Source organism: Streptomyces sp. NPDC053755 (genome assembly GCF_040677675.1).
In the GTDB taxonomy this organism is placed as follows: domain Bacteria; phylum Actinomycetota; class Actinomycetes; order Streptomycetales; family Streptomycetaceae; genus Streptomyces.
The window spans coordinates 19,393-46,064 of sequence record NZ_JBFASK010000016.1; the positions used below are offsets into that span (position 1 = coordinate 19,393).

The 26,672-nt window shown below is 73.5% G+C and carries 24 protein-coding genes; 10 read left to right on the forward strand and 14 right to left on the reverse strand.

The window, feature by feature from the left end; genetic code table 11:
- Positions 1-71: 71 nt before the first annotated feature.
- A complete protein-coding gene (locus AB0K65_RS17150) occupies positions 72-647 on the reverse strand; it encodes a hypothetical protein (protein ID WP_365717197.1) in 576 nt (191 codons plus the stop codon).
- Positions 648-769: 122 nt separating this feature from the next.
- On the opposite strand from AB0K65_RS17150, the gene AB0K65_RS17155 reads away from it, so the two are divergent.
- A complete protein-coding gene (locus AB0K65_RS17155) occupies positions 770-1,564 on the forward strand; it encodes a hypothetical protein (protein WP_365717199.1) in 795 nt (264 codons plus the stop codon).
- Between the two features lie 101 nt (positions 1,565-1,665).
- On the opposite strand, the gene AB0K65_RS17160 is transcribed toward AB0K65_RS17155, so the two are convergent.
- A complete protein-coding gene (locus AB0K65_RS17160; RefSeq protein ID WP_365717201.1) occupies positions 1,666-2,097 on the reverse strand; it encodes a MarR family transcriptional regulator in 432 nt (143 codons plus the stop codon).
- A 122-nt stretch (positions 2,098-2,219) separates the two neighbouring features.
- On the opposite strand from AB0K65_RS17160, the gene AB0K65_RS17165 reads away from it, so the two are divergent.
- Together AB0K65_RS17165 and AB0K65_RS17170 are read left to right on the forward strand one after the other, a co-directional pair.
- On the forward strand, positions 2,220-3,239 hold the full coding sequence (locus tag AB0K65_RS17165) for an NADP-dependent oxidoreductase (protein WP_365717204.1): 1,020 nt from the start codon (positions 2,220-2,222) through the stop codon (positions 3,237-3,239).
- A 63-nt stretch (positions 3,240-3,302) separates the two neighbouring features.
- Entirely contained in the window at positions 3,303-3,725 is a 423-nt protein-coding gene (locus tag AB0K65_RS17170) for an organic hydroperoxide resistance protein (RefSeq protein WP_365717206.1), read from the forward strand.
- Positions 3,726-3,857: 132 nt separating this feature from the next.
- Here the strand turns inward: AB0K65_RS17170 and AB0K65_RS17175 are convergent, their stop codons facing one another.
- Positions 3,858-6,392 (reverse strand): M14 family zinc carboxypeptidase, encoded by a 2,535-nt coding sequence (locus AB0K65_RS17175; RefSeq protein WP_365717208.1) that lies wholly within the window; start codon positions 6,390-6,392, stop codon positions 3,858-3,860.
- A gap of 101 nt (positions 6,393-6,493) precedes the next feature.
- Here AB0K65_RS17175 and AB0K65_RS17180 point away from each other — a divergent pair, with 101 nt between their 5' ends.
- Together AB0K65_RS17180 and AB0K65_RS17185 are read left to right on the forward strand one after the other, a co-directional pair.
- On the forward strand, positions 6,494-7,333 hold the full coding sequence (locus AB0K65_RS17180; RefSeq protein ID WP_365717210.1) for an EI24 domain-containing protein: 840 nt from the start codon (positions 6,494-6,496) through the stop codon (positions 7,331-7,333).
- 14 nt (positions 7,334-7,347) lie between these two features.
- Complete coding sequence (locus AB0K65_RS17185) at positions 7,348-8,181, forward strand: pectate lyase (RefSeq protein WP_365717212.1); 834 nt, start codon at positions 7,348-7,350, stop codon at positions 8,179-8,181.
- Positions 8,182-8,292: 111 nt separating this feature from the next.
- On the opposite strand, the gene AB0K65_RS17190 is transcribed toward AB0K65_RS17185, so the two are convergent.
- The 3 genes from AB0K65_RS17190 to AB0K65_RS17200 all read right to left on the reverse strand — a co-directional run bounded on the left by AB0K65_RS17190 (position 8,293) and on the right by AB0K65_RS17200 (position 11,012).
- Positions 8,293-9,009: a carbon-nitrogen hydrolase family protein gene (locus tag AB0K65_RS17190; protein ID WP_365717214.1), complete on the reverse strand. Its 717-nt coding sequence runs from the start codon at positions 9,007-9,009 to the stop codon at positions 8,293-8,295.
- Between the two features lie 40 nt (positions 9,010-9,049).
- Complete coding sequence (locus AB0K65_RS17195) at positions 9,050-10,324, reverse strand: pyroglutamyl peptidase (protein ID WP_365717216.1); 1,275 nt, start codon at positions 10,322-10,324, stop codon at positions 9,050-9,052.
- A 94-nt stretch (positions 10,325-10,418) separates the two neighbouring features.
- Positions 10,419-11,012, reverse strand: a complete 594-nt coding sequence (locus tag AB0K65_RS17200; RefSeq protein WP_365717218.1) for a TetR/AcrR family transcriptional regulator — start codon at positions 11,010-11,012, stop codon at positions 10,419-10,421.
- A 157-nt stretch (positions 11,013-11,169) separates the two neighbouring features.
- On the opposite strand from AB0K65_RS17200, the gene AB0K65_RS17205 reads away from it, so the two are divergent.
- Positions 11,170-13,611 (forward strand): glycoside hydrolase family 3 C-terminal domain-containing protein, encoded by a 2,442-nt coding sequence (locus AB0K65_RS17205; protein WP_365717424.1) that lies wholly within the window; start codon positions 11,170-11,172, stop codon positions 13,609-13,611.
- A gap of 58 nt (positions 13,612-13,669) precedes the next feature.
- On the opposite strand, the gene AB0K65_RS17210 is transcribed toward AB0K65_RS17205, so the two are convergent.
- Both AB0K65_RS17210 and AB0K65_RS17215 read right to left on the reverse strand, forming a co-directional pair.
- Entirely contained in the window at positions 13,670-14,599 is a 930-nt protein-coding gene (locus AB0K65_RS17210) for an aldose epimerase family protein (RefSeq protein ID WP_365717220.1), read from the reverse strand.
- A gap of 11 nt (positions 14,600-14,610) precedes the next feature.
- Positions 14,611-15,510, reverse strand: a complete 900-nt coding sequence (locus AB0K65_RS17215) for an SGNH/GDSL hydrolase family protein (RefSeq protein WP_365717222.1) — start codon at positions 15,508-15,510, stop codon at positions 14,611-14,613.
- A gap of 271 nt (positions 15,511-15,781) precedes the next feature.
- Here AB0K65_RS17215 and AB0K65_RS17220 point away from each other — a divergent pair, with 271 nt between their 5' ends.
- On the forward strand, positions 15,782-16,276 hold the full coding sequence (locus AB0K65_RS17220; RefSeq protein ID WP_365717224.1) for a DUF3145 domain-containing protein: 495 nt from the start codon (positions 15,782-15,784) through the stop codon (positions 16,274-16,276).
- A 113-nt stretch (positions 16,277-16,389) separates the two neighbouring features.
- Here the strand turns inward: AB0K65_RS17220 and fabF are convergent, their stop codons facing one another.
- The 5 genes from fabF to fasR form a co-directional block, all read right to left on the reverse strand.
- Positions 16,390-17,652 (reverse strand): beta-ketoacyl-ACP synthase II, encoded by a 1,263-nt coding sequence (gene fabF / locus AB0K65_RS17225; RefSeq protein ID WP_365717226.1) that lies wholly within the window; start codon positions 17,650-17,652, stop codon positions 16,390-16,392.
- Between the two features lie 79 nt (positions 17,653-17,731).
- Positions 17,732-17,980, reverse strand: coding sequence for an acyl carrier protein (locus tag AB0K65_RS17230; RefSeq protein ID WP_215067269.1), 249 nt, complete (start codon positions 17,978-17,980; stop codon positions 17,732-17,734).
- 56 nt (positions 17,981-18,036) lie between these two features.
- On the reverse strand, positions 18,037-19,068 hold the full coding sequence (locus tag AB0K65_RS17235) for a ketoacyl-ACP synthase III (protein WP_365717229.1): 1,032 nt from the start codon (positions 19,066-19,068) through the stop codon (positions 18,037-18,039).
- 16 nt (positions 19,069-19,084) lie between these two features.
- Entirely contained in the window at positions 19,085-20,005 is a 921-nt protein-coding gene (locus AB0K65_RS17240; RefSeq protein ID WP_365717231.1) for an ACP S-malonyltransferase, read from the reverse strand.
- A gap of 89 nt (positions 20,006-20,094) precedes the next feature.
- Complete coding sequence (gene fasR / locus AB0K65_RS17245; protein ID WP_365717233.1) at positions 20,095-21,276, reverse strand: fatty acid biosynthesis transcriptional regulator FasR; 1,182 nt, start codon at positions 21,274-21,276, stop codon at positions 20,095-20,097.
- Between the two features lie 186 nt (positions 21,277-21,462).
- On the opposite strand from fasR, the gene AB0K65_RS17250 reads away from it, so the two are divergent.
- Positions 21,463-22,119, forward strand: a complete 657-nt coding sequence (locus tag AB0K65_RS17250; RefSeq protein ID WP_365717426.1) for a pirin family protein — start codon at positions 21,463-21,465, stop codon at positions 22,117-22,119.
- 31 nt (positions 22,120-22,150) lie between these two features.
- Here AB0K65_RS17250 and AB0K65_RS17255 read toward each other — a convergent pair whose 3' ends face one another.
- The gene (locus AB0K65_RS17255; RefSeq protein WP_365717235.1) at positions 22,151-23,329 is read right to left on the reverse strand and encodes an Ig-like domain-containing protein; all 1,179 of its coding nucleotides are present in this window, start codon (positions 23,327-23,329) and stop codon (positions 22,151-22,153) included.
- Between the two features lie 202 nt (positions 23,330-23,531).
- Here AB0K65_RS17255 and AB0K65_RS17260 point away from each other — a divergent pair, with 202 nt between their 5' ends.
- A complete protein-coding gene (locus AB0K65_RS17260) occupies positions 23,532-24,707 on the forward strand; it encodes a peptidoglycan bridge formation glycyltransferase FemA/FemB family protein (protein ID WP_365717428.1) in 1,176 nt (391 codons plus the stop codon).
- Positions 24,704-26,413, forward strand: coding sequence for a murein biosynthesis integral membrane protein MurJ (gene murJ, locus AB0K65_RS17265; RefSeq protein WP_365717238.1), 1,710 nt, complete (start codon positions 24,704-24,706; stop codon positions 26,411-26,413). Before AB0K65_RS17260 ends, murJ begins: the two co-directional genes overlap by 4 nt.
- Positions 26,414-26,672: the final 259 nt, after the last annotated feature.

The following is a 26,672-nucleotide window of genomic DNA, read 5'->3' on the forward strand; positions in this document are numbered from 1 at the left end:
TCGTGCGTTTCCGCCGGGCGGGGCGCGCGCTGGGCTGAGCCGCCCGGGGGGCGCCCTGCGCCGACGGAAGGTCAGAGGAGGCGTTGCAGCAGGCCCCATGTGAACTCGCCGGCCCGCGCGGTCCCGTCGGGGAGGGTGAAGTCGAGCCGCAGGCGCGTGGGCGCGCTGCCCTCGCGCACCCGGGCCGGCGGAAAGGCGTTCCCGACCTCGCTCAGCGTGCAGCCCCACGGCCGCAGATCGGCCTCCGTGCGCAGCTCCGGGGAGGGCGCGCCCGGCGCCCTGACCAGGCCCCGGCCCCACACGTCCGGTGCGGTGCGACGGCCGAGCGGGCCGACCATGACCTCCCAGCGCAGCTCCGGCCAGAGCGGCAGGGGCCACCGCAGGACCTCGGAGGAGTACTCCTCGACGGCCCGGCGGGTCTCGGGCTCGCCGAGCGCCGAGCGGTAGCGGTGCAGTTCGCCCGGTCCGCGCCGGGCGTGGGCCCACGCCTGCCACCGCCGGTTCGCCTCGCGCATCTCGGTCCGGCTCGCGCCCAGGACGCGCATGGCGTCCTCGGCCAGCTCCGGCTGGTGGTCGGCCATCCGGCGCAGCAGGACCAGCTGGAATTCCCGGGGCCCGAAGGACCCGGCCGGCGGGGACGGCTTCATGTGCCCATCCTGCCCGAAGCGGGAGATTGGTGACGGCACGCCCTGGACCTGCGGTTTCCTCACAGGATCCTCACGTTCACGGGTACCTGTGCGGTGCGGGGGGCACATAGCCTGCGGGCGCCATGGACTACTGCCACCGGTGCCGAAGGCATCTCAACGGCGCCCTCGCCTGTGCCGGGTGCGGGACCCCCGTCGAGGAGCTGAGGTACGACACCCCCCGCGCCACCGACGACGCGCCCGAGGCCGAGCACGTCTACGAACTGGACGTGGTCGAGCCGCCGCGCCCCGACCCGGGGAGCCGCCGAGCCGGGCGCCGGGGTGCCGGAGCGGCCGGGCGGGCGCCCTCGCGCAGGGGGCGGCGGGCGCGCGGCCGCCGGGGCCGCAACGTCCTGGTGGGCACGCTCGGCATCGTCCTGGCGGCCGGAACGCTGAGCCTGGCCAAGCTGGCACTGGAGCCGCCCGGTGACGACGGCGCGGCCGTCGCCGTCGAGGAGGAGGAGCTCGTCGCGACGTCGCTGCCTCCGGTGCCCTCGCACAGCACGGGTCCCTCGGAGGGGCCGAGCTCGGTCGACCTGCCGGCCTCGGTGTCCGCGACGGCCTCGCGGGTGTCGGCGGCGGGCGGTCCGTCCGGCGGTTCCTCCGACGGCGCGTCCGGGGGGACGGGGGAGGGGGCCGAGGGGACGGGCGGCTCCCAGGGCGCCGAGGGGGGCCCGACGGGCCCGCCGGGCGACGCCACGCCGTCCGGTCCGCCGTCCTCGTCCGCCCCGGCCGACGAGCCGTCCCCGGGGGAGAGCTCGCCGACCCCCGGCACCACGCCCACCGGGCCTCCCGGCCCCGGCGCGCCGACGGCGACCGCCCCGCCCCCGTCGCCCCCGGCTCCCACCAAGTCGACCTGTGTCCTCTTCTGGTGCTGGTAGCGGCCGGCCGGGCGGCGGGAGGGTCCCCCGCCTCGCCGGGAGCGCCCGGTCGGTGCCGGTAGCGGCCGGCCCGGCGTCCTGACGGCGGCGGCGCGTGTTCCCTACTCCGCGTCCTGGCCCAGCATTCTCTTCAGCAGGTCCCTCAGCAGGGCGCGCTCGGCCTCGGTGAGCTGCCCGAGCGGCTCCCGGGCGAAGTCCAGGGACTCCCGGAGCCTGCCCGCCGTCTCCACCCCCGCCGGGGTGGGCGCGGCCAGCTTGACCCTGCGGTCCGCCGGGTCGGGGCGCCGCTCGACCAGGCCGCGCGACTCCAGCCGGTCGACGATCCCGGTGACGTTCGACGGCTCGCACCTGAGCTTCTGCGCGATCCTGCGCATCGGGACGGGCTCCAGGGAGAGCAGCCCGAGGACCCGGGCCTGCGCCCCGGTGAGGGAGTGCTGCGCGGCCGCCTGCTCGTACTCCGCGTAGTACCGCGAGACGACGGCGCCGATCAGTTCGACGACTTCGCGGGTAACGGGATCTGTGGGTGAGGCCATGAGGGTCATCGTACCCAGATACTTGACAACATGAAATATCCAGGAGCATGGTTGTTTGAGGTTGTGAAGTATCCGCAGCCTGAAGTTTTCTCGATGTGAAGCTTTTCCAGGAGGCCGTGCAGATGTCCGTACTTCCCGCGTCCAGCCGTGAGTGGCACCTCGTCGCCCGCCCGCACGGCTGGCCCACCCCCGCCGACTTCGCCCTCCGCGAGGTCCCTGTCGGCGAGCCCGGCGAAGGCCGCGTGCTCGTGCGCAACCTGCACTTCTCCGTCGACCCGTACATGCGCGGCCGGATGAACGACGTGAAGTCGTACGTCCCCCCGTTCAAGCTCGACCACCCCATGGACGGCGGCGCGGTGGGCGAGGTCATCGCCTCGAACGCCGAGGGCTTCGCCGTCGGCGACCACGTCCTGCACGGCCTCGGCTGGCGCGAGTACGCCGAGGTCCCGGCCCGGCACGCCACCCGGGTCGACCCCGACCTCGCCCCCCTCTCCGCCTACCTCGGCGTGCTCGGCATGACCGGCCTGACGGCCTACGCCGGGCTCTTCGAGGTCGCCTCCTTCAAGGAGGGCGACGCCGTCTTCGTCTCCGGTGCGGCCGGCGCCGTCGGCAGCCAGGTCGGCCAGATGGCGAAGCTCAGGGGCGCCTCCCGGGTGATCGGCTCCGCCGGCTCGGACGAGAAGGTCAAGCTCCTCGTCGAGGAGTACGGCTTCGACGCCGCCTTCAACTACAAGAACGGCCCGGTCAGGGACCAGCTCCGCGAGGCCGCACCCGACGGCATCGACGTCTACTTCGACAACGTCGGCGGGGACCACCTCGAAGCCGCGATCTCCTCGCTCAACGTGCACGGCCGCGCCACCATCTGCGGCATGATCGCGCAGTACAACGACACCGAGCCGGTGCCCGGGCCGCGCAACATGGCGATGATCATCGGCAAGCGGCTGCGCCTCCAGGGCGTCCTCGTCGGCGACCACTACGACCTCCAGGAGCAGTTCGTCCAGGAGGTGGGCGGATGGCTGCGCTCCGGCGAGCTGAAGTACCGCGAGACCTTCGTCGAGGGCATCGAGAACGGCACGGAGGCCTTCCTCGGCCTGCTCCGCGGCGACAACACCGGGAAGATGATCGTCTCGGTGACCGGCTAGTCTCTCCTCAGCCGTCGCGATCGTGGGCGCGAGTCGCGGCGAACCGTCAGAAGGAAGAGACAGATGTCCATCCAGCAGTCCGAGGTCCTGTACACCGCTGTCGCCACCGCCGAGAACGGGCGCGACGGCCGTGTCGTCACCGACGACGGCCAGCTCGACGTCGTCGTCAACCCGCCCAAGGCCATGGGCGGCTCCGGCGCCGGCACCAACCCCGAGCAGCTCTTCGCCGCCGGGTACAGCGCCTGCTTCCAGGGTGCGCTGGGTGTCGTGGCCCGCAACGAGAAGGCCGACATATCCGGCTCGACGGTCACCGCCGAGGTCGGCATCGGCAAGAACGACGACGGCTTCGGCATCATCGTCAAGATCTCGGCGACCATCCCGAACGTGGACGTCGAGACCGCGAAGAGCCTGCTCGAGAAGGCCCACCAGGTGTGCCCGTACTCCAAGGCCACCCGCGGCAACATCACGGTCGAACTGGCCGTCTGAGTTGCGCGTAAGCTGGTGAGAGGCCGCACCCCGACCGACCGGGGTGCGGCCTCTTCGCTGTCCGTTCCGCCGCGGCCAGGCCCGCTATGCCAGGCCCGCCATGCCCGCGCCCGCGCCGTGGCCGGCTCCCGTCTAGCGGCTCAGCAGCGCCCGCCCCACCTGGGCGAACACGCCCTTCGGATGGTCGCGGAAGAGCGGGTCCGTGCCGAACAGCACCACCGGCGCGCCGTGCGCGGCCGTGCCGCCGACCACCGACGCCCGGCCCGCCGCGTCGGCCGGCCCGCCCCGGCCGTCGGTCCGGGCGCCCCGCCAGTGGCCCGAGACGAGCGGAGCGTCCGTGCCGTACAGCTGTTCGGCCCGCACCCCCGCGCCCAGCCCCGTGAACCACACCGGGGAGTAGACGAAGCTGTACCCCGGCGCCCCGCCGGTGATCGCCCCGCCCGCGTTGCGCACCCGCACCACTCCGTTGGCGTCCCCGTCGCCCTCCACGGCCGTGACCTCCAGGAAGCCCGCCGCCGCGTTGAACGCCGCGCCCTCCGGGCCCACCGCCACCACGCCCGCGCCGCCCGCCCGCAGCGCCTCCCGTGCCGCCGGGGTCAGCTCCCCGTACTCCAGGCCCCGCGACACGAAGAGGACGTCGGCCGTCGACCAGTCGAAGCCCTCGTTGAGCGTCCGTGCGGACACGGGCACCACCTCGAAGCCCATCCCCCGCAGCGCGGCCAGCTCTCCGGCCGTCGCCGAGGCCGCGACCCGGGTCCGCTCCAGCGGCGCCCCGCCCCGTTGTCCCGTGGCGCGGAACACCACCCCGAACCGGTCCGCCAGCTCCCGTGCGACCCGCCGCGCCGACCCGGGCACGAGTGCCGAGCCGTCCGCCGTCCGCCGTACCGTCACCCCGCGCGCCAGCAGCGCGTTGACCGCGGCCAGCTCCCCGGGGTCGTCGAGCCGCAGCAGCAGGTCCCCGGACGGCGCGACCGACCCGGTGGGGGCCGCGGCGCGCACCGGGCGCACCACGAGGGGCAGCGGGCCTTCGGTGACCTTCCGCACCGTCGCCCCCCACAGCAGCCCCAGGCTCCACCCCGAGATGTCGTACATCGCCGACACGTCCGCGCTGATGTCCCGGCCCTCGGCCAGGATCACGTTCGCCATGCCGCGCTTCGGCTGGCGCATGTCCACCACGTACGAGCCGTCGACGGCCCGACCGACCCGCACGTCGTTGGCGATCAGATGGTCGACCAGCCGCGCGGCCGCCACCGAGGAGCGCTGCGAGCGGCCCGCCGGGATCACGTACCCGCGCGGGAACGTGGTCGTGTACACATCCTCCGGTCCGATCCCCGGCACGCCCGGCACCGTCTCCGGCGACACCGGCCGCTGCGCCTCGCCCGCCGCGCCCCGACGGAACGTCTCGATCTGGTCGGCGATCACGGAGGACCGGTTCCGGTACGTGTAGTCGAGCGTGGCCCGCATCGCCGCACCCGCGATGTCGACGTTGACGGCCGACCTGCGGCGCAGTTCGGCCACCGGCAGCGACTCGTAGGCAGCGTTGTTCACCGTCATGGGGAACTCGACGGTGTGCGAGGCGACGGTCCCCTGGAACGGCATGTACTGCGGGGTGAAGATCGGAGGCCAGTCGTCCCAGCCCTCCGGCCAGTCCCGGAAGGGGATGACCGCCGGCTCGACACCGTCCTTCGCCGCCGTGTAGCCGAGCCCGTTCACGGCCTTCTCCATGCCGAGCGCGTTGGCGTAGGCGTTCTTCAGGAAGAGGTCGTACTCGTAGTTCTCGCCGTGCGGCGGAGTCGTCGGCTCGATCAGCGTGCCGTTGACGTACCCGTGCAGATCGAGCATCACGGCCGGCTGCCGTTCGACGGCGATCCGCCGCATCGCACGCGTCTCGGGCTGCGAGGCGGTGACGAAGTCCCGGTTGAGGTCGAAGCCGTTGCCGTTGGCACGGGTGCCGGCGATCCGGCCGTCCGGGTTGGCGGTCACGTTCAGATGGACGCGGGTCGTCGCCAGCAGACCGGCGGTCTCGCGGTCGGTGGCGCGGGCCAGCTCCTCGATCAGCTCCAGGGCGGCGTCCGTGCCCTCCCACTCGTTGCCGTGGATGTTGTTGTTGATGAAGACCGGGGTCTTGTACGCGGCCTTGATCCGCGGGTCCTTCGCGGCCGCGGCGGGGGCGTTCTCGATCCGTTCGCGCATCCGCTCCTGCTCGCGCGCCTGCGCGGCGGACTCGGGGGCGGTGACGGTGACCAGATACAGCTCGTGGCCGCGGGCCGAGCGTCCGGCGACCTCCACGCTCACCCGGTCGCCCAGCCGCTGCAGCGCGTTGAGCCGCGGCGCGAGCGCGTGGTAGGGAGCCAGACCCAGCTTGATCGACGCGTCGGCCGGGTCGACGGGCGGGGCGGCCAGGACGGTACGGCGCGGGTACCCGCCCTCCCGCCGCGGGGATGCCCCCGGAACCGCGGCTGGCTCGCCGGTCGGAGCCCAGGCGCCCAGGCGCGCGGCCGACGGGCCGGACGGCACGGGCGCGGCCTGCTCCCGGCCCGCCCCCTCCCGCACCGGGCGGGGGTCGTGGGGTCCGGGCGGTGCGGCGCTCGCGGGCAAGGAGCCGAGGAGAAGCGCGCCCAGGGCGGTACAGGCGGCGGTGATCAGGGCGGGTCCGGGTTTCGCCATACGTACGCAACCTCCGTGGGTGATCAGTACGCAAGGGGTCTATCCTGTCGTGCCCCGGACAACAAGAGGGCCTTTTCCGCCCGCCCGATAGGGTGATCCGCATGCGTGATTTCGGGGCCGGGTTCGGCTATCTGCTGCAGGGTCAGAAGTGGGTCGGCCGGCACGGGCGGTGGCTCGGGTTCGGCCTGCTGCCCGGGCTCGTCACCCTCCTGCTGTACGTGGGCGCCCTGGTCGGCCTCGGGTACGGCGCCGACGACCTGGCGACGTGGGCGACGCCGTTCGCCGCCGACTGGACCGCGCCGTGGCAGGGCCTGGTCCGCGGCTTCCTCACCGCCCTCGTCTTCGTCTTCGGACTCTTCCTCGCCGTCGTCACCTTCACCGCCGTGACGCTCCTGATCGGCCAGCCGTTCTACGAGTCGCTGTCCGAGCAGGTCGACCGCACCGAGGGCGGCGACGTCCCCGAGTCCGGCCTGCCGCTCTGGCGCGAGCTGTGGATCTCGGCGCGCGACAGCGTGCGGATCCTGCTCCGGGTGGCGCTCTACGGCGTGCTGCTCTTCGCCGCCGGCTTCATCCCCGTGGTGGGGCAGACGGTGGTCCCGGCGCTCGGCTTCTGCGTCTCCGGCTTCTTCCTCGCCCACGAGCTGACGTCGGTCGCCCTGCAGCGCCGGAGCGTCGGGCAGAAGGAGCGGCTGCGGATGCTGCGCGGCCGCCGGATGCTGACCCTCGGCTTCGGCGTCCCGCTGGCCCTCGCCTTCGTCATCCCCTTCCTCGCGGTGTTCCTGATGCCCGGCGCGGTCGCCGGGGCCACCCTGATGGCCCGCGAGCTGACGGGGGAGCCGGCCGGGGACGACCGGGGCGACGGACATCCGGCGGGCGGGCCGGCCGGCGGCAACCTTTCCTCCTTCGGTGGCGACAAGGAGACGCAGCACCTCCCCCACTGAAGGAAGAGACAGGTATGACCCCACGCACCACGGAACAGCGCGTACGCCACCGCCGGCGGGCGGGGCGCCGCCGCGCCCTGATCGGCGGGCTGACCGCGCTCGGCGTCACCGGCGCGGCCCTCGTGACCAACGGCCTGCTCGCCCCGGCGGGCGCGGCGACGGCGTGGCCCCAGGCCAAGGGCACCAAGCCGGTCCCGCGCACCATCGAGGTCTCGGGCCCCTACGACGGGGGCTACCAGCGGTTCCACGGCACCGGTGAGCTGGGCTCGGGCGGCCAGGACGAGGACCAGGGCCCTCTCTTCGTCCTGAAGGACGGCGCCACCCTGAAGAACGTGATCATCGGCTCCCCGGCCGCCGACGGCGTGCACTGCCTGGGCAGCTGCACCCTGCAGAACGTCTGGTGGGAGGACGTCGGCGAGGACGCCGCCACCTTCAAGGGCACGTCGTCCTCGGCGGTCTACACGGTGTACGGCGGCGGCGCGCGGAAGGCCTCCGACAAGGTCTTCCAGTTCAACGGCGCCGGCAAGCTGGTCGTCACCAGGTTCCAGGTGTCGGAGTTCGGCAAGCTGGTCCGCTCCTGCGGCAACTGCGCGAAGCAGTACAAGCGCACGATCATCGTCAACGACGTGGACATCACCGCGCCGGGAACGTCGATCGTCGGAGTCAACGCCAACTACGGCGACACCGCGGCCCTCCGGTCGATCCGCATCCACGGTGACACCAAGAAGAAGATCAAACCCTGCACGCGCTTCACCGGCAACGACACCGGCAAGGAGCCGACCGGGATCGGCACCGGCCCCGACGGCGTGACCTGCCGCTACACGGCGGCCGACCTCTCCTACGAGTGACGGGGAGCGGGTCCTCGCCGGCGGCGGCCGACGGGGGCCCGCCCACCGCAAGCCTCCCGCGCCGAGGCGCCGATCGTTCCCGGGCCCGCCCCCCTGGGCCCTGAGGCGCCGTCAGACGCCGACCTCGACGAGGGCGTACCCCGGATCGGCCGTCCCCGCGTCGGCGATCCGCTCGCCGTCCGGACCCCAGGCGCCGCTCGCGCCCCCGCACTCGCCCGTCTCGTTCCGGCCCAGGACGTTGGACAGTACGACGTCGAGACCGAAGTCCCGGGCCCGTACGGGATAGACCTTCTCGAAGGAGTCGTTGTCGAGGGTGAGCACCGAGCTGGCCAGATAGACCCGGCAGCCGTCGGCGGCGGCACGCTCGGCCACCTCGGGGAAGCGGTTGTCGTAGCAGGTGGCCAGGGCGAACCGGACCCCGTCCAGGGCGAACCGGCCGTCCCGCTCGCCCGCGGCGAAGACCTCCCGCTCCAAGCCGTACAGCCGCCGCTTGTCGTAGCGGGTGAGCAGGCCGCCGTCGGGGCCGAGGACGAGCGAGGTGATACCGGGCCGGCCGTCCGCCGTCCGCACCGGCCCGTTGACGACGGCCGCCGCCGCGGCGGAGCGGCAGGCATCCCGTAGCGGGACGAGGCGCTCGTCGTCCTCGGCGAGGCGGAGCCCCGCGTCGCGGTGGACGAGCGTCGGCTCGTAGCCGGTCAGGGCCAGCTCGGGGAAGACCACGAGCCGCGCGCCGTCGGCGCCGGCCGACCGGATCAGCTCCGCCATGGTGCGGACGTTCGCCTCGATGTCCCCCGCGACCGGGGTGAACTGCGCTGCTGCCACGATCATGCCGCCATCATCCCCGCCGTCACGGCCCGGCGGAAGCCCGTCAGGACGAGGCGGCGGCCACGCCGATGATCGCCCGCACCTGCGCGACGATGGCCGCCCGTTCGCGCTCGAACTCCGGGTCGGTGACCGCGCCCGTCGCCGGGTCCGTGTTGCCCGCGCCGAACCGGAGGACCGGGGTGTGGACATGGCCGCCGGGCAGCGCCGCCAGGCCCAGCCGGTCGCGCAGCAGGGTGGCCCGGTAGGCGATCTCGTTGGAGAGGTAGTCCCCGCCTCCGCCGGCCCGGGCGGTGGAGCCCGCCGTCGGCCCGTCGGGGCGGGTCACCGGCCCGGCCGACCCGGCCGGGACCTCGGTCACCGCCGTGTTGTCGTACACCGGGAAGGGGCCGGTCTCCGCCGCGACGATCGCGCGGTGGGGAAGGGTGGTCGTCGTCCACTGCGGCTGTGTGGCGGGGTCGGCGACCGGGACCGTCCCCGTGCGGGAGAGGTTCTCGTTGTCGGGGAAGCCGCCCCGCCAGGCGCCGTTGTACCGCTCGATGTCGAAGCGGCCCACCCGGCCCTGGCTCACGGTGGTGAACAGGTCCACGCGCGGCAGCGTGTCGCGGAGCGCCCGTTCCACCGTGCCGTCGGCGAAGTCGGCCCAGCGGACCGGGAAGACGGCCGTCTCCACCCGCGCGCGACCGCCGTCCGCGGTGCGGATCCAGGTGCCGTCCAGCGCCAGTGCCGTCGCGCCCGAGGGGTTGCCGATCCGTACGTCCCGGTCCAGCGTGAACGGGTCGAAGCCGGTCAGGAGGACCTTCCTGAAGCCCTTGCCCGCGGGGTGGTGGATCGAGTCCTGGCCGCGCGAGGAGCGTTCGAGCCGGTCGATGAGCCGGGCCCTCGCGGCGTCCCCTACGGCGAAGTCCGGCTGCCAGGAGCGCAGTTCGCGGATCATGCCGAGCCGCGCCCAGTACAGCGGCCGGTCGTCGCCCCGGCCGAGGTCCCCGATGGCCGGCCCCCGGCCCTGGGCGCGGTCGACCGCGCGCCGCCACAGCCGCGCGCCCTGGCGTTCGACGGTCCGCTCGGCCTCCCGGTAGGAGCCCGCGCCCGCCAGCGCGCGGGCGAACTCGGGGGCCACGGTGTCGAATCCGCTGCGCCGCAGGATCTCGCGGGGGACCGCCCGGTCCAGCCGGGCGTCCTCGACCGCGCCGCCCGGGCCGCCGGCACCGCCGCCCGGGCCGGCGTCCGTCGTGGCCGCGGCGGGTGGCGGGACGAGGGCGAGGGCGAGGGTGACGGTGGCGACGGCGAGTCCGAGCGGGGCGGTACGTATGCGGGGCACGGTCGAGCCTTCCTGCGGGGCCGGTGACGGGCCCGGGAAGTATCGCGCCCCTCCCGCAACTCCCGCTACGGCGCCCCCGCTCGGCCCGCCCGCGTCAACGCCGCCCGGCCTCGTCCTCGTCGGGCCCGGCGCCCCGCAGCAGCGCCAGGAAGTCGCGGAAGGCACCCGGCATGTCCACCGCGGCCGGGTCGAGGAGCCACTGGTACTGCAGGCCGTCCATCACCGCCGTGAGCAGGGGCGCGGCGCGCTCCGGGGTCAGGCCGCCGGGCAGCCGCTCGCCGAACTCCAGGCGCAGGACCTTGGCCATCTCCCCGCGGACCTGGGTGTACCGCTCGGTGAAGAACTCCCGCGCCGGGTGGCCGTCGGTCACGCTCTCGCCGAGCAGCGCGGAGAAGGTCTGCACGATCCCGGGGCGCATCGCGTTGTACTCCACCAGCGAGTCGAGCAGGTCGATCCGCCAGCCCTCCCGGTCCCGGCCGCCGCTCGTGTCCCACCGGTCGCGCTCCTCCAGGACCGCGACGAGCAGCGCCTCCTTCGTCGGGAAGTAGTGCAGCAGCCCTTGCTGGGTCAGGCCGACGCGCTCGGCGACGGAGCCCAGCGAGGCCCCGCGGTAGCCGCGCTCGGCGATCACCTCGAGGGTCGCGCGCACGATGTCCGCACGCCGCTCCTCGCTCCTGGCCCGCACCATCGCCCGGCTCCCTTCGCCTCCGCACGAACGCTCCCCGTTCGAGAGGACCGTACGGCATCTTAAGATAACGAAGAGATAACGTAACCTACCGTTCTACAGGTATGCGGGCCACCATGGCCGCCACAGCACTTCAACGAGGAGGAACGCCGTGGCAGACATCAGTGCGCAGGCCGGCGGGGACGAGGCCCGCGAGCGAGCCGTCGAGGCGGCGCTCGCCCGGCTCGACCTGGACACCAAGGCCCGGCTGCTCGCCGGGCAGGACATGTGGTCGCTTCCGGCCCTGCCCGGGATCGGGCTCGCGTCCCTGGTCATGTCCGACGGCCCGATCGGCGTCCGCGGCGTCCGCTGGACCGCCGACGACCCCTCGGTCGCCCTGCCGTCCCCGACCGCGCTCGCCTCCTCCTGGGACCCCTCCCTCGCCCGCCGGGCCGGTCGTCTCCTCGCCCAGGAAGCCCGCCGCAAGGGCGTCCACGTCCTCCTCGCCCCCACGGTCAACCTGCACCGCTCACCGCTCGGCGGCCGCCACTTCGAGGCGTACAGCGAGGACCCGTACCTCACCGGCGAGATCGGCACCGGCTACGTCCAGGGCGTCCAGGACGGAGGCGTCGGCACCACCGTCAAGCACTTCGTCGCCAACGACGCCGAGACCGACCGCTTCACCGTCGACAACACGATCGCCGCACGCCCCCTGCGCGAGCTCTACCTCGCCCCCTTCGAGGCCATCGTCAAGAACGCCCGCCCCTGGGGCATCATGACCGCGTACAACCAGGTCAACGGCGTCACGATGACCGAGCACCACCACCTCGTGAACGAGGTCCTGCGCGGTGAGTGGGGCTTCGACGGCTGCAACGTCTCCGACTGGATGGCCGCCCGCTCGACCAGGCGCGGCATCGAGGGCGGCCTCGACCTCGCCATGCCCGGCCCGCACACCGTCTACGGCGAGGCGCTCGCCGCCGCCGTCCGCGCCGGTGAGGTCGAGGAGGCGGCCGTCGACCGGGCGGTACGGAACGTCCTGCGGCTCGCCGCCCGTGTCGGCGCCCTCGCAGGCGCCCCGCCGGTCGTCACCGAAGCCCCGGAGAGCGTCGACGGCGACGCGCTCGCCCGCGAGGTCGCCCACCGGGGCTTCGTCCTCGTCCGCAACGAGGCCGGCGCCCTCCCGCTCGCCACGGGCCGCACGGTCGCCCTCTCCGGCGCCGCCGCCCGCGACGCCCGGATCCTCGGCGGCGGCTCCGCCCAGGTCTTCCCCGCCCACGTCGTCTCCCCGCTCGACGGCCTCACCGCCGCCCTGCCCGAAGGCTCCCTGACCTTCCGCGTCGGCGCCGATCCGAGCGACGAACTGTCCCCCGCCGAACAGGGCTTCACCCTCCGCGCGATCTGCCGCGACGCCGGGGGCGCCGTCCTCGGCGAGGGCACCCTGCCCAACGGCCAGGTCCAGTGGATCGGCGACGACCTCCCGGCCGGCGTCACCCACGAGGCCCTCGCCTCCATCGAGGTCGTCGGCGCGTTCACCCCGCGCGAGAGCGGCGAGCACTCCTTCGGCACGCGCGGCCTCGGCGCCTTCACCCTCACCGTCGCCGGCGAGACCGTCTTCGACGGCGTCCAGACGATGGGGCCGGAGACCGACCCCTTCGAGGCGTTCTTCGGCGCCCCCGTCGAGCGCGCCAGAGTCGCGCTCACCGCGGGCCGGACCGTCGAGGTCTCGCTCCTGCACCCGCTGGACAAGCAGTTCGCCGCCCCCCTGCCGGCCGTGATGTTCTCCCTCGTCCACGTCGGTCCGCGCCGCGACCCCGACGAACTGATCGCCGAAGCCGTCGAGGCCGCCCGCGCCGCCGACACCGCCGTCGTGGTCGTCGCCACCACCGAGCGCGTCGAGTCCGAGGGCTTCGACCGCAAGGACCTGGCCCTCCCGGGCCGCCAGGACGACCTCGTACGCGCCGTGGCCGCCGCCAACCCCCGCACGGTCGTCGTCGTCAACGCCGGCTCCCCGGTGGAGATGCCGTGGCGCGAGGAGGTCGCCGCCGTCATCCTCGGCTGGTTCCCCGGCCAGGAGGGCGGCGGCGCGCTCGCCGACGTCCTGACCGGCGCCGCCGAGCCGGGCGGACGCCTGCCCACCACCTGGCCCGCCGCCCTCGTCGGCACCCCGGTCACCACGACCGCGCCGACCGACGGCCGACTCGACTACGAAGAGGGCGTGTTCATCGGCTATCGCGCCTGGGACAAGGCCGGCGCCACCCCCGCGTACCCCTTCGGCCACGGCCTCGGCTACACGACCTGGTCCTACGACTCCCTGGAGGTGACCCCGGCCGGCGCCACCGTCCGGATCACCAACACCGGCACCCGCACCGGCCGCGAGGTCGTCCAGATCTACCTCGCGCCGTCCTCCGACACCGCCGAGCGGCCGGCCCGCTGGCTGGCCGGCTTCGCGAGCGTCGAGGCCGCCCCGGGCGCGTCCCTCGACGTCGAGATCCCGCTGCCCCGCCGCGCCTTCGAGATCTGGGACGAGGAGAAGCACGCCTGGACGCTCGTCCCCGGCGCCTACGAGGTCAGGGCCGCGCGCTCCCTGACCGACACCCGCCTGACCGCCACGCTGGAGGTCTGACCCCCTGTCGGGGCACTCGACGAGTCCCGGGGCGGAACCTGACGGCCGCCCCGGGGCTTCAGCGCGTCGAGAAGAGGTACCCCGTCTCCGAGGCGTACAGCTCGCCCGGACGCAGCACCGAGGAGGGGAACTCCGGCCGGTTAGGCGAGTCGGGGAACCGCTGCGTCTCCAGCGCGATCCCCGGATACGCCTCCGACGCGTACACCTGGAGCCCCGGCTCGCTCGTCACCACCGTCACCACCCGGCCGGTCGCGGGCGCGTACAGCTCGCACGCGTCCGAAGCGCCCGCGTCGAGCACGAAGTTGTCGTCGATCCCGACCCCGGCCCGCCGCGGCGCTCGGAAGTCGAGCCGGGTGCCGCCGACCGGGGCGATCTCCCCGGTCGGCACGCCCGTCGCGTCCAACGGAGTGAAGTGCCCCGCCGAGACCCGCAGTTCCTGCTCACCGCCCAGCGCCCAGTACGAGTGGTTCGTCAGCGCCACCACCGTCGGGGCGTCCGTCCGCGCCCGGTAGGAGATGCGCAGACCGCCCTCCTCGTCGAGCGCGTACGTGACCGAGACGTCGAGCCGGCCGGGGAAGCCCTCCTCGCCGTCCGGGCTCACCCGCGACAGCCTGACGCCGTCCTCGACCTCGCGCGCGTCCCACACGTGCTTGTCGAAACCGCGCTCACCGCCGTGGAGGCTGTTCGGACCGCCGTTGCGGGCCAGCCGGTGCGTGCGGCCGTCCAGAGTGAAGACGCCGCCCGCGATCCGGTTGGCGTAACGCCCCACGAGGGCACCGAAGTACGGCTCCGGCCGCTTCAGGTAGCCCCCCAGGTCCGGGAAACCGAGGACCGTCTCACCCGGCGTGCCGTCCCGGTCGGGCGTCCGGACCGACTGCACGATGCCGCCGTACGTCAGCACCCTCACCCGCACGGCGCCCCGCTCGAGTGTCCAGCGCCGCACGTCCGTGCCGTCGACCGAACCGAAGGGCTCACTCGTGATCCTCATGATCCGGAACCCTACGCGGGCGGCTCGGGCGCCGTCACCTGCCGGTGCGCGATCTCCGCGAGCCGCGCCTGGCCGTCCCTGCTCGGGTGGAACCAGTCCCAGGGGCTGAGCTGCGCCCCGCCGAAGCGGAAGTCGAAGACCGCCCCGCCGTCGTACCGGCAGCGCGCGTCCCGGGCGCAGACCTCCTTCAGGACCGTGTTGTACGCCACCACCCGGTCCCGCACCAGCGCGCGGCGCCGCTCGGCCGCCGGGCTCGCGTCCAGCGGGTCGGCCAGCATCGAGGCGCAGATCCCCAGCTTCCACACCTCACGGCCCATGGGGCTGACCCGCCCGGTGGACCACAGCCGCCGCAGGTCGGGCACGCTCGACACGTACACCTGCGCCTTCGGCGCCCCTGCCCGCAGAGTGGTCAGCGCCGACGCGAAGGAGGTCCGGAACTCCTCGACCGGCGTCATCAGTTCCGTACGGTCCCGGCAGGCGTCGTTGGCGCCCATCATGACCGTCACCAGCTCCGGCGCGGAGGCGGCGGCCCGCTCCATCTGCCCCGGCAGCTCCGCCATCCGCGCGCCGGTCCGCGCCAGGTTCCAGCTGTGGCGGGCCGCCCGCTCGGGGCCGAGCAGCCGCAGCGCCAGGCTGTTGACCGCGGCGTCCGTGCCGGTCGCCCAGGATGCCTCCGGGCAGTCGGCCAGGACCGTACAGGCGTCGAAGGCACGGGTGATCGAGTCGCCGACGGCCGCCAGGGAGGCGGGGGAGCGGTCCCAGACGACCGCGGGCCTCGGCTTCGGTTTCGCCTTCGGGGCCGGCGCGGCGGCCCCGGTCCCGGCCGTGTCACAGCCCGCCACCGCGCCCGCGCAGAGCAGGACCGCGGCCGCGGAGGCGAGTGCGGTACGAAAACGCTGCCGGCCGCGCATGATCCGAGCCCTCCTCCGGCTTCCGTTCGACGTCCTGGCGGGTGAAAGCTTGGTGTCCAGCCGCCTTCGGACCGACCGTACGTCACCCCAAGGGCGGTGCGGCACGGTAGCTTTTCCCCCGTCGAACCAGAGGCACCTTTGCCGACCGGCTCCGGTAAATTACATCACGTCACATGCTGTCCCTTTTTCGGGGGTTTGCGAAGTTTCACCCCCGATGCTGTTTACTGAGGCCGCTGGGAAAGGCGAACCTCGTCCCACACTGGAGGTCCCGGTGACGACACGTGGAGTCCTGTACGTTCACTCCGCCCCGCGCGCGCTGTGCCCGCACGTCGAATGGGCGGTGGCGGGCGTCCTCGGTGCGAGAGTCCAGCTCGACTGGATCCGCCAGCCGGCGTCCCCCGGCACCTGGAGAGCCGAGTTCTCCTGGCAGGGCCAGACCGGCACCGCCTCCAAACTCGCCTCGGCGCTGCGCGGCTGGCAGATGCTCCGCTTCGAGGTCACCGCCGAGCCCTGCCCCACGGCCGAGGGCGAGCGCTACAGCGCCACCCCCGAGCTGGGCATCTTCCACGCCGTCACCGGCATGCACGGCGACATCCTCATCCCGGAGGACCGGCTGCGCGCCGCCCTGGCCCGTTCGGCGCAGGGTGAGACGCAGCTGGAGGCGGAGATCGCCAAGCTGCTCGGCAAGCCCTGGGACGACGAACTGGAACCCTTCCGCTACGCGGGCGAGGGTGCCCCGGTCCGCTGGCTCCACCAGGTCGTCTGACGACGCCTGCCCCCTTTCGGCCTGCCGCTGTGCGACGCCCTGCCCGGCGACCCGGCGGACACGGCGAAGGCCCACCCCGGCGTACGGGGTGGGCCTTCCTTCGTGACGTCGGGTCAGACCGTGCGGAACGCCAGCACCACGTTGTGGCCGCCGAAGCCGAACGAGTTGTTGATCGCGGCGATCGTGCCCTGCGGCAGGTCGCGCGGCTCGTCGCGGACGATGTCCGCGTCGACGCTCTCGTCCAGGTCGTCGACGTTGATCGTCGGCGGGGCGACCCGGTGGTGCAGCGCCAGGACCGTGGCGACGGTCTCGATGCCGCCCGCGCCACCCAGCAGGTGACCCGTCATCGACTTCGTCGCGGAGATCGCGACGTGGTCCAGGTCGTCGCCCAGGACCTGCCGCAGCGCCTTGATCTCGGCGACGTCGCCCTGCGGCGTCGACGTGGCGTGGGCGTTGAGGTGGACGACCTCGGACGGCTTGAGGTCCGTCGTGTCCAGCAGGTTCCGCATCGCGGCGGCGATGCCCCGGCCGGTCGGCTCGGGCTGCGCGATGTGGTGGCTGTCGGCCGACAGGCCCTGGCCCAGCACCTCGCAGTAGATCCGCGCGCCGCGCGCCTTCGCGTGCTCCTCGGACTCGAGGATCACCACACCGGCACCCTCGCCGAGGACGAAGCCGTCCCGGGCCGTGTCGTACGGACGCGAGGCCTTGGTGGGCTCGTCGTTGTTCTTGGACATCGCCATCATGTTGGCGAAGGCCGCGATCGGAAGCGGGTGGATGGCCGCCTCCGTGCCGCCGGCCACGACCACGTCGGCCCGGCCGGTACGGATCATCTCGACGGCGTAGCCGATCGCCTCGGCGCCCGACGCACACGCGGAGACCGGGGTGTGCACGCCCGCCTGGGCGTTCACCTCCAGACCGACGTTGGCGGAGGGGCCGTTCGGCATCAGCATGGGCACGGTGTGCGGGGAGACGCGGCGGACGCCCTTCTCCTTCAGCACGTCGTACTGGTCGAGCAGCGTCGTGACACCGCCGATGCCGGAGGCGATGACGGAGCCGAGCCGCTCGGGCGCGATCTTCTCGTCCTCGCCGGCCGGAGCGGTGTAGCCCGCGTCGGCCCACGCCTCGCGGGCCGCGATCAGCGCGAACTGCGCCGAGCGGTCCAGCTTGCGGGCCAGCGGGCGGGGAAGGACCTCACCCGGGTCGACCGCGGCGGGCGCCGCGATCTGGACGGGCAGGTCGGCGAAACGGTCACCCTCGAGGGGCTTGACGCCGGAGCGTCCCGCGATCAGACCTTCCCAGGTCGATGCGGAGTCGCCACCCAGCGGTGTTGTTGCGCCGAGACCGGTGACGACCACGGTGCGATTGGTCGAGCTCACAGGAATTCTTTCTCCACGTGTGTGATGGTCGAATGACGGCGCCACCGCCGGGTGGCAGACCGAGTCAGCAGGGGCCGAATCAGCCCTGGTGCTTCAGGATGTAGTCGGTCGCGTCGCCGACCGTCTTGAGGTTCTTGACGTCCTCGTCGGGGATCTTGACGTCGAAGCGCTCTTCGGCGGCGACGACGACCTCGACCATGGACAGCGAGTCGACGTCCAGGTCGTCGGTGAAGGACTTGTCCAGCTGGACGTCCTCGGCCGGGATGCCGGCGATCTCGTTCACGATCTCCGCGAGACCTTCGACGATCTCTTCCTGGGTGAAGGCCATGTTGGCGCTCCTTCTGTGAGTGCTGCGGTAAGGGGCTTCCGGGAGATCCGGTGTGCCTAGGGGAGGGTAACGACCGTCGCGGCGTAGACGAGACCCGCCCCGAAGCCGATGACGAGCGCGGTGTCGCCGCTCTTCGCCTTCCCGGTCGCCAGGAGCCGCTCCATCGCGAGCGGAATCGAGGCGGCCGAGGTGTTGCCGGTGGTCTCGACGTCACGGGCGACCGTCACGTGTTCCGGCAGCTTCAGAGTCTTCACCATCGAGTCGATGATCCGCATGTTCGCCTGGTGCGGGATGAAGACGTCCAGGTCGTCCGCCGTGATGCCGGCGGCGTCCAGCGCCTGCTGGGCGACCTTCGCCATCTCGAAGACGGCCCAGCGGAAGACCGCCTGACCCTCCTGCGTGATGGCGGGGAACTTGATCTCGCCCTGCGCGTTCAGGGGCAGCTTCGAGACGTCGCCGCCGTGGAACTCGTTCCACGGCACCGTCTGCTTGATCGTCTCGGACTTGTCGCCCTCCGAACCCCAGACCGAGGGCCCGATGTGCGGCTCGTCCGAGGGGCCGACGACGACCGCTCCGGCGCCGTCGCCGAACAGGAAGGCCGTCGCGCGGTCCTCCAGGTCCGTCAGGTCGCTGAGCCGCTCGACACCGATCACGAGGACGTATTCGGCCGAGCCCTCGACGATCATGCCCTTGGCGAGCGTCAGGCCGTAGCCGAAGCCCGCGCAGCCTGCGGAGATGTCGAAGGCGGCGGGCTTGCCGGCGCCGATCCTGTCGGCGATCTCGGTGGCCACGGCCGGGGTCTGCTTGAAGTGCGAGACCGTCGAGACGATCACCGCGCCGATCTGCTCCGGGGTGATCCCGGCGTCGGCGATGGCCTTGCCCGACGCCTCCACCGACATCGCCGCGACGGTCTCCTCGGGGGAGGCCCAGTGGCGGGTGGAGATACCGGAGCGCGAGCGGATCCACTCGTCGGACGAGTCGATCTTCTCGAGGATCACCTCGTTGGGCACGACCCGGGTGGGGCGGTAACCGCCGACACCCAGGATCCGCGCGTACGGGGCGCCCTTGCTGGGCTTGATCTTCGACATGCTTCTCGGCTCCTTGTCAGGCTGCGCTTGCAGTCTCGGCGATCAGCGTGCGGGCCGCGTCGAGGTCGTCGGGCGTCTTCAGGGCCACCGTGCGGACACCCGGCAGAGCGCGCTTGGCGAGACCGGTCAGCGTGCCGCCGGGGCACACCTCGATCAGCGCGGTGGCGCCCAGAGCCTGGAAGGTCTCCATGCACAGGTCCCAGCGGACCGGGTTGGCGACCTGGCCGACGAGACGCGCGATGACCTCCGCGCCCTCGGTCACGACCCGGCCGTCCTTGTTCGAGACGTAGCGCACGGACGGACCGGCGACGGTCAGCTCCCTGGCCGCCGCCTCCAGCTTCTCGACCGCGGGAGCCATGTGGTGCGTGTGGAACGCGCCGGCGACCTGGAGCGGGACGACCCGGCGGACACCCTCGGGCTTGTCCTCCGCGAGGGCGGCCAGCTGCTCCAGCGTGCCGGCGGCGACGATCTGGCCGGCGCCGTTCACGTTGGCCGGGGTGAGCCCGAGCTTCTCGAGGTGAGGGACGGTCACCTCGGGGTCGCCGCCGAGCAGCGCCGACATGCCGGTGCGGGTGATCGCCGCGGCCTCGGCCATCGCCAGCCCGCGCGTCCGTACGAGACGCAGGGCGGCGGTGTCGTCGAGGACGCCGGCGAACGCGGCGGCGGTGAACTCGCCGACGCTGTGCCCGGCGACCGCGCCGGGGGCGGCGTCGCCGAGCGCGGCGGCGGACAGCAGACCGGCCGCCACCAGGAGCGGCTGGGCCACGGCGGTGTCACGGATCTCGTCCGCGTCCGCCTTCGTGCCGTAGTGGGCGAGGTCGAGTCCGATGGCCTCGGACCAGGCCTCGACGCGGTCGGCGGCGCCGGGCAGTTCGAGCCAGGGGGTCAGGAAGCCGGGCGTCTGAGCGCCTTGGCCGGGAGCGACGAGTACGAGCACCCTCACACTCTCTCTTGGGGACGGTCCCGGGCGCCCGTGGGGACAGGGACGAAGAACCGTCGGGGTAATTGTCGGTGTTCGACAAAAGTCTAGGACTGCGTATCTCCGTCGGCCAAGCGCCCCAGGATGAGCGCGATCCGCAGCGTGAACGCGGAGCGGACATCGGAGGGTGACCAGCCGGTGACGTCGGTCACACGTCGAAGCCGGTAGCGCACGGTGTTGGGGTGCACGAAGAGCATCCGCGCCGCGCCTTCCAGGCTGCTCGCCTGCTCCAGATAGACGCTCAGCGTCTCCAGGAGCGCCGACCCGGCTTCCTCCAGCGGTCTGTAGATCTCCTCCACCAGCTGGTCGCGAGCCGAGGGGTCCGAGGCGATCGCGCGCTCCGGAAGGAGATCGTCCGCCAAGACCGGCCGCGGCGCGTCCTGCCACGCCGTACAGGCCTTCAGACCGGCGGCGGCCGCCTGGGCGGACCGGGTCGCGGCCAGCAGGTCGGGGACGACGGGGCCCGCGACGACCGGCCCCGCCGCATACGGCCCGATCAGCGCCTTGGCGACCTGGAGAGGGTTGTCGTTGCCCCCGGCGATGACCACGAGCCGGTCGCCGAGGACGCCGGTGAGCACCTGGAGCTTGGCGTGCCGGGCGGCCCGGCGGATCGCCTCGACGGTCAGCTCGCTGTCGCCGTCGGGGGCGGTGCCGAGGACGACGCAGACATGCTCGGGGGAGTTCCAGCCGAGCGCCGCGGCGCGGGAGACGGCGCCCTCGTCGGCCTCCCCGGAGAGGACCGCGTTGACGACGAGGGATTCGAGGCGCGCGTCCCAGGCGCCGCGTGCCTCGGCGGCCTGGGCGTAGACCTGCGCGGTCGCGAAGGCGATCTCACGGGCGTAGACGAGGAGCGCCTCCCGCAGGACGGACTCGTCGCCGGGGGCGGCGACCTCCTCGATCGCGGTCTCCATCACCTCGATCGTGGTGCGCACCATTTCGACGGTCTGGCGCAGGGTGATGGCGCGGGTCAGTTCGCGAGGGGCGGTGCCGAAGACGTCGGTGGAGATCGCCTGCGGGGTCTCGGGGTGCCGGAACCACTCGGTGAACGCGGCGATACCGGCCTGGGCGACCAGCCCGATCCACGACCGGTTCTCGGGCGGCATCGCCCGGTACCACGGCAGCGTCTCGTCCATGCGCGCGATGGCGTTGGCGGCCAGCCGGCCGGAGGACTGTTCGAGGCGCTTGAGGGTGGCGGGGTGCGGATGAGCGACGTTCGTGGGTTCAGGCACGGACTAAGGGTGCCTTATCGGGACGGCCGGGTGCGGGGTCGGGTGCGTTTCCGCCCGGACCGCCCCACCCGCCGGGCGCCGGCGAGCGGTGCGCCCGCGGGACCGGCGGTACGGGCCGCCCCGGCGGCCGTCCCCATGGGAACGCCCGCCCCGCGCGCGGCCCGCCGGGCTACCGTCTGTTCCGTGATGACGATTCAGCGCGCCGGGGCGCGGTACCCCGGGGGAGATCCGGACGCCGGGATCGAGACCCGCCACGCCTTCTCCTTCGGGCCGCACTACGACCCCGACAACATCCGCTTCGGCGCGATCCTCGCCTGCAACGAGGAGCGGCTCGCGCCCGGCGCCGGGTTCGCCGAGCATCCCCACAGCCACACCGAGATCGTCACCTGGGTCGTGGAGGGCGAGCTGACCCACCACGACTCGGCCGGGCACACCACCGTCGTCCGCGCCGGAGACGTCCAGCGGCTCAGCTCCGCCGCGGGTGTGCGCCACGAGGAACGCAACGACGCCGACGTCCCGCTGGTCTTCGTCCAGATGTGGCTGGCGCCCCGGGAGCCGGGCGGCGACCCCTCGTACGAGATCGTCCGGGGCATCGCCGACTCGACCCCGTACGCCCTCCCGCAGGCCGCCGCGATGCTCCACGTCCGGCGCCTGGCGGCGGGCGAGCGCACCGCCGTCCCCGACGCCGACCTCGTCTACGCGCACGTGGTCCGTGGCGAGGTCCACCTCGGCGGCGAGGACCTCACCCCCGGAGACGCGGCCCGTCTCACCGGCACCCGGGACCTCGCGCTGCTCGCCACCTCCGACGCCGAGGTGCTGCTCTGGGAGTTGCGCGCACGCTGACGGACGGCGCGCGGGCGGAGGCGCCCCTGCCTCAGCCGCCGACCGCGCTCTTCGCCTTCCACCGCTCCCAGCTCACGTTCCACACGCCGTAGCCGTTCCCCTCGGCGACCGTGCCCTTCGTCTCCGCCCCGCGGATCTCGAAGGGGTCGCCCGCGCGGACCTGCCCGTAGAACCACGCGGCGTCGGCGTCGCTCATGCCGATGCAGCCGGAACTCCTGTTGGCCCTGCCGAAATGGGCCGCGTTCCAGGGCGCCGCGTGCGCGTACATGCCCGACCAGGTCAGCCGCATCGAGTAGTCGACCATCTTGTCGTAGGCGTCGCCGAGGCCGACCGTCTCGGAGTTCATGTTGATCGTGCCCTCCTTCGCCATCAGCACCGCCGTGCCCCGCCAGGACCGCTTGTCGCCGCCCGGCGTGCCCCCGGAGACCGGGATCGTGCGCACGGTCCGGCCGTCCCGCTCCAGGGTGAGCTTCTTGCCGTCCAGGTCGACCCGCACCACCTGCGCCGCGCCGCCGACCGTGAAGCCCGTCCGGTAGTCCCGTACGAACCAGCCCCCGCCCGAGTCCGTCCCGTCGAGGGTCGCGTCGAGCGTGACCTTCGTCCCCGCCTTCCAGTACTCCTTCGGCCGCCAGTCCACCCGGTCCTTGCCCGACCAGTCCTTCAGCCAGCCCCACGACCCGACGGTGCCGTTCGAGGTGGTGACCCTGAGCTGCTTCTCCACCTCGGCCTTCCGCGTCACCGGCCGGTCGAAGACGATCGACAGCGGCTGGCCGACGCCGACCGTGGAGTTCTTCCCCGGGGCCAGCGTCACCTTGTTGACCAGCGCCGCCTCGGCCGTGGAGAAGGCCGAACGGGTCGTCGTCTCCTTCCCCCCGGCGCCCCGGGCCGTCACCTCCACGCGGTACGACGTCCCCGGGACCGCCTTGCGGTCGGAGACCCAGGACGCGCCGCCCGCGCCGGTACGGCCCGCCAGCACACCGCCCTCGGCGTCGACGACCTTCACCGCCGTCAGCGTCCCGCCCGTGGCGGTCACCGTCACGGTCCGGCCGGCCGCGGGGCTCACGACGGTCACCTTCGCCGGGTCCCCGGCGGGCTTGGCGTCCCCGGCCGGCCCGGCGTCACGGGCGGCGCCGACCGCCCCCGCCGTACACGCGGTGAGGGAGCCGCAGAGGGCTGCGGCCACGAGTATGCGGATGCGTGCGGACGTCACGGAAGCCTCCGGGAAAGGTGTGGGATGCCCGGACTCTAGGCCGCCCGAAGCACCTCGGACGCCGTGTGACAAGGGCTGGTGAGGAACGGTCATCGTCCGGTCACACGCGACGCGCGGCACGGTCAAGGACGGCTGTGAGCATCCTGTGCGCCCCACGACCGAGGGGCGGAACCAGGAGGCTTCCGTTGTGTCAGCTCTGCTCGTGACGGCCGCACCCCACCCCACGGCCGCAGTCCGCCCCACCACGCGCGTGGAGACCCTCACCTCCGAGGAGTACCGCGCCTTCCTCACCCGGACCGGCGCCGGCGCCGGCTTCCTCCAGCTGCCCTCCTGGGCCGGGGTCAAGGACGGCTGGAACCACCGACTCCTCGGCTGGGGACCCGAGAACGGGAACCTCACCGGAGTCGCCCTCGTCCTCCTGCGCACCTTCCCCGGCACCCGGAAGTCCTTCGCCTACCTCCCCGAAGGACCGGTCGCCGACTGGTCCGACCCCGACATCGACGGCTGGCTCACCCCGCTGCTCCGCCACCTGCGGGCCCTCGGGGCCTTCGCCGTACGCATCGGGCCCTCGCCCTGCTTCCGCCGCTGGAACGCCGCCACCCTCAAGGCACACACCGGCCCGGGCCGGCGCCTCGCCGACGTCCTCGCCGACGAGGTCGACCCGCTCGGCACCGCCGTCGCCGAACGGCTCCGCTCCCGCGGCTGGCGCCGCTGCGGCGAAGACTCCACCGGCACGTCCGACGGCGCCGACGCCCAGCCCCGCCACGTCTATCAGGTGCCGCTCGCCGGCCGGACCTCCGACGACCTGTGGAAGGGCCTCAACCAGGAGTGGCGGCGCAACATCCGCAAGGCCCGCGCCTCGGGCGTCGAGGTCGTCGTCGGCTCCGCCGCCGACCTCCCCGACTTCTACCGGCTGCTGCGGATCACCGAGGAGCGCGACGGCTTCCGGCTCGGCCGCTCCCTCGCCTACTACGAGCGCCAGTACGCGGCCCTCAACGCCGAGGAACCGGGGCGGATGAAGCTCTACCTCGCCCGCCACCAGGGCGAGATCCTCGCCGCCCACACCATGATCACCGTCGGGCGGCGGGTCTGGTACCAGACCGGCGCCTCCGCCGACCACCGCCGCGAGGTCCGCCCCTCCAACGCGCTCCAGTGGCGCATGCTGCTGGACGCCCACGCGCTCGGCGCCGACGTCTACGACATGCGCGGGATACCCTCCACCCTTGATCCGGACGTCCGCGCCCACGGGCTGCTGCGCTGGAAGCTCGGCACGGGCGGGCAGGCCGTCGAGACGTCGGGGGAGTGGGAGACACCGTTGAGCGGCACGACCAACCACACGCTGTACCGGGCGTTCCACGCCTACCTGGCCCGCCGATGACGACCGCGCTCGCCGCCGAGCACGCCGCCGTCCCCGCCGCGAAGCCGCGGACCTCCGTGCTGCGCGGCGGCCTGCTCATGGCCGGCGGTTCGCTCGTCTCCCGCGCCACCGGATTCGTCCGCTCCGCCGTGGTCGCCGCGGCCCTCGGCATCGGCCCGGTCGCCGACGGGTACGCCGTCGGCAACTCGGTCCCCACCATCGTCTACATGCTGCTGCTCGGCGGGGCGCTCAACGCCGTCTTCGTACCGGAACTGGTCAAGGCGGCCAAGGAGCACGAGGACGGCGGTGTCGCCTACACCGACCGGCTGCTCACGGTCTGCCTCCTGGGGCTGCTGGTCCTCACGGCGGGCGCGGTGCTCGCGGCGCCGGCGATCGTCGGCCTGTACACCGACTACACCGGTGAGCGGCTGTCGACGACGGTCGCCTTCGCCCGCTACTGCCTGCCGCAGATCTTCTTCCTCGGGCTCTTCACCCTCCTCGGCCAGGTCCTGAACGCGCGCGGCCGGTTCGGCGCGATGATGTGGACCCCGGTCCTCAACAACCTCGTCGTCATCGCCGTGTTCGGCCTCTACCTGACCACGGTGGCGACCGGCGGAGGGGCCCTCACCGCCGGCGAGACGGCCCTCCTCGGCTGGGGCACCACGGCGGGGATCGCCCTCCAGGCCCTCGCGCTCCTCCCCTCCCTGCGGTCGGCCGGCTTCCGCTGGCGCCCGCGCCTCGACTGGCGCGGCAGCGGACTCACCGCACCGCTGCGGTCGGCCGGCTGGCTGGTCCTGCTGGTCCTCACCAACCAGGGGGCGTACTGGGTGACCACCCGTCTCGCCACGGCCGCGGGGCTGCGGGCGGCGGAGCAGGGGATCGACGGGGGCGTCGGCTTCGCCGCGTACAACAACGCCTATCTGCTGTGGGCCGTGCCGCACGGCATCGTGACCGTCTCGCTGATGACCGCCCTGCTGCCCCGGATGAGCGGCGCGGCGGCCGACGGCGATCTGGCGGGGGTCCGCCGGGACGTCTCGTACGCCCTGCGGACGAGTTCGGCGGTGGTCGTACCGGCGGCGTGCGCGCTGTTCGCGCTGGCGGTGCCGGCGATGGGCCTGGTCTTCGAGTACGGCAGGACCGACGCACAGGACGTCCGGCGGATGTCCTGGATCCTGATGGCCTTCGCCACCGGTCTCGTCGCGCTGTCGGGCCAGTACGTCTGCACCCGCGCCTTCTACGCCCTGCGCGACACCCGCACCCCGTTCCTGCTGAACCTGGCGATCGCGGGGCTCAACGCGGGCCTCTCCTGGGCCGCGTACGCCGCCCTCCCGGCCTCCTGGGCGGTGGCGGGCATGGCGGGCGCCTACTCCGTGGCGCTCTGGGCGGGCTGGGCCCTCACGGCCCGCGTCCTCCACCGTCGGCTCCGGCCGGCGCCGGGAGCCGTGCCCGCGGAGGCCGTCGCGGCAAGCTCGTCCCGTCCGGGACCCGCGGGCGGGGCGAGGGGAGCGCTCGGGCGGCTGCTGCTCGCCGCGGTGCCGGCGGCCGGGCTCGGACTGTTCGTCGCCGACGCGGCCGCGCCCGCCGGGGCGCCGGTGGCGGCCTGCGCCGGCGCCCTCGCGATCCTCGCCGTCTTCGCCCTGCTGGCCCGCCCCCTGCGGCTCGCCGAGGTCCAGGCCCTGCTGACCGGCGCGGCGAGCCGCGTGCGCGGTCTCACCCGCCGCACTTGACGCACCGGCAGCCGGGCGGACCGGGTACTTCCGGGCGGTCCCGGTACTCCCCGGCGTACTCGCCGCACCGGGCAGCCCGCCCCGCCGCACCCGGCACTCCGGGCGGACCCGGGCACCGAGGGCTGAGCCGCCCCCGGGCTGAGCCCCCCGGGCGGAGCCGCCCACCTGGCGCTCCCGCCCCACGGGCCCCGATCGCCCCGGCACTCCGGGCCGGAGCCGGCACCCGCCCCACCCGCCTCGGCCCGTGCCGACCGCCTCG

Coding starts and splice junctions, on each gene's coding strand:
- AB0K65_RS17185 (WP_365717212.1), top strand. CDS start 7,348: ATGACCCCACGCACCACGGAACAGCGCGTACGCCACCGCCGGCGGGCG.
- AB0K65_RS17190 (WP_365717214.1), bottom strand. CDS start 9,009: ATGATCGTGGCAGCAGCGCAGTTCACCCCGGTCGCGGGGGACATCGAG.
- AB0K65_RS17235 (WP_365717229.1), bottom strand. CDS start 19,068: ATGTCGAAGATCAAGCCCAGCAAGGGCGCCCCGTACGCGCGGATCCTG.
- AB0K65_RS17170 (WP_365717206.1), top strand. CDS start 3,303: ATGTCCATCCAGCAGTCCGAGGTCCTGTACACCGCTGTCGCCACCGCC.
- AB0K65_RS17250 (WP_365717426.1), top strand. CDS start 21,463: ATGACGATTCAGCGCGCCGGGGCGCGGTACCCCGGGGGAGATCCGGAC.
- AB0K65_RS17180 (WP_365717210.1), top strand. CDS start 6,494: ATGCGTGATTTCGGGGCCGGGTTCGGCTATCTGCTGCAGGGTCAGAAG.
- murJ (WP_365717238.1), top strand. CDS start 24,704: ATGACGACCGCGCTCGCCGCCGAGCACGCCGCCGTCCCCGCCGCGAAG.
- AB0K65_RS17165 (WP_365717204.1), top strand. CDS start 2,220: ATGTCCGTACTTCCCGCGTCCAGCCGTGAGTGGCACCTCGTCGCCCGC.
- AB0K65_RS17175 (WP_365717208.1), bottom strand. CDS start 6,392: ATGGCGAAACCCGGACCCGCCCTGATCACCGCCGCCTGTACCGCCCTG.
- AB0K65_RS17215 (WP_365717222.1), bottom strand. CDS start 15,510: ATGCGCGGCCGGCAGCGTTTTCGTACCGCACTCGCCTCCGCGGCCGCG.
- AB0K65_RS17155 (WP_365717199.1), top strand. CDS start 770: ATGGACTACTGCCACCGGTGCCGAAGGCATCTCAACGGCGCCCTCGCC.
- AB0K65_RS17200 (WP_365717218.1), bottom strand. CDS start 11,012: ATGGTGCGGGCCAGGAGCGAGGAGCGGCGTGCGGACATCGTGCGCGCG.
- AB0K65_RS17160 (WP_365717201.1), bottom strand. CDS start 2,097: ATGGCCTCACCCACAGATCCCGTTACCCGCGAAGTCGTCGAACTGATC.
- AB0K65_RS17230 (WP_215067269.1), bottom strand. CDS start 17,980: ATGGCCTTCACCCAGGAAGAGATCGTCGAAGGTCTCGCGGAGATCGTG.
- AB0K65_RS17150 (WP_365717197.1), bottom strand. CDS start 647: ATGAAGCCGTCCCCGCCGGCCGGGTCCTTCGGGCCCCGGGAATTCCAG.
- AB0K65_RS17210 (WP_365717220.1), bottom strand. CDS start 14,599: ATGAGGATCACGAGTGAGCCCTTCGGTTCGGTCGACGGCACGGACGTG.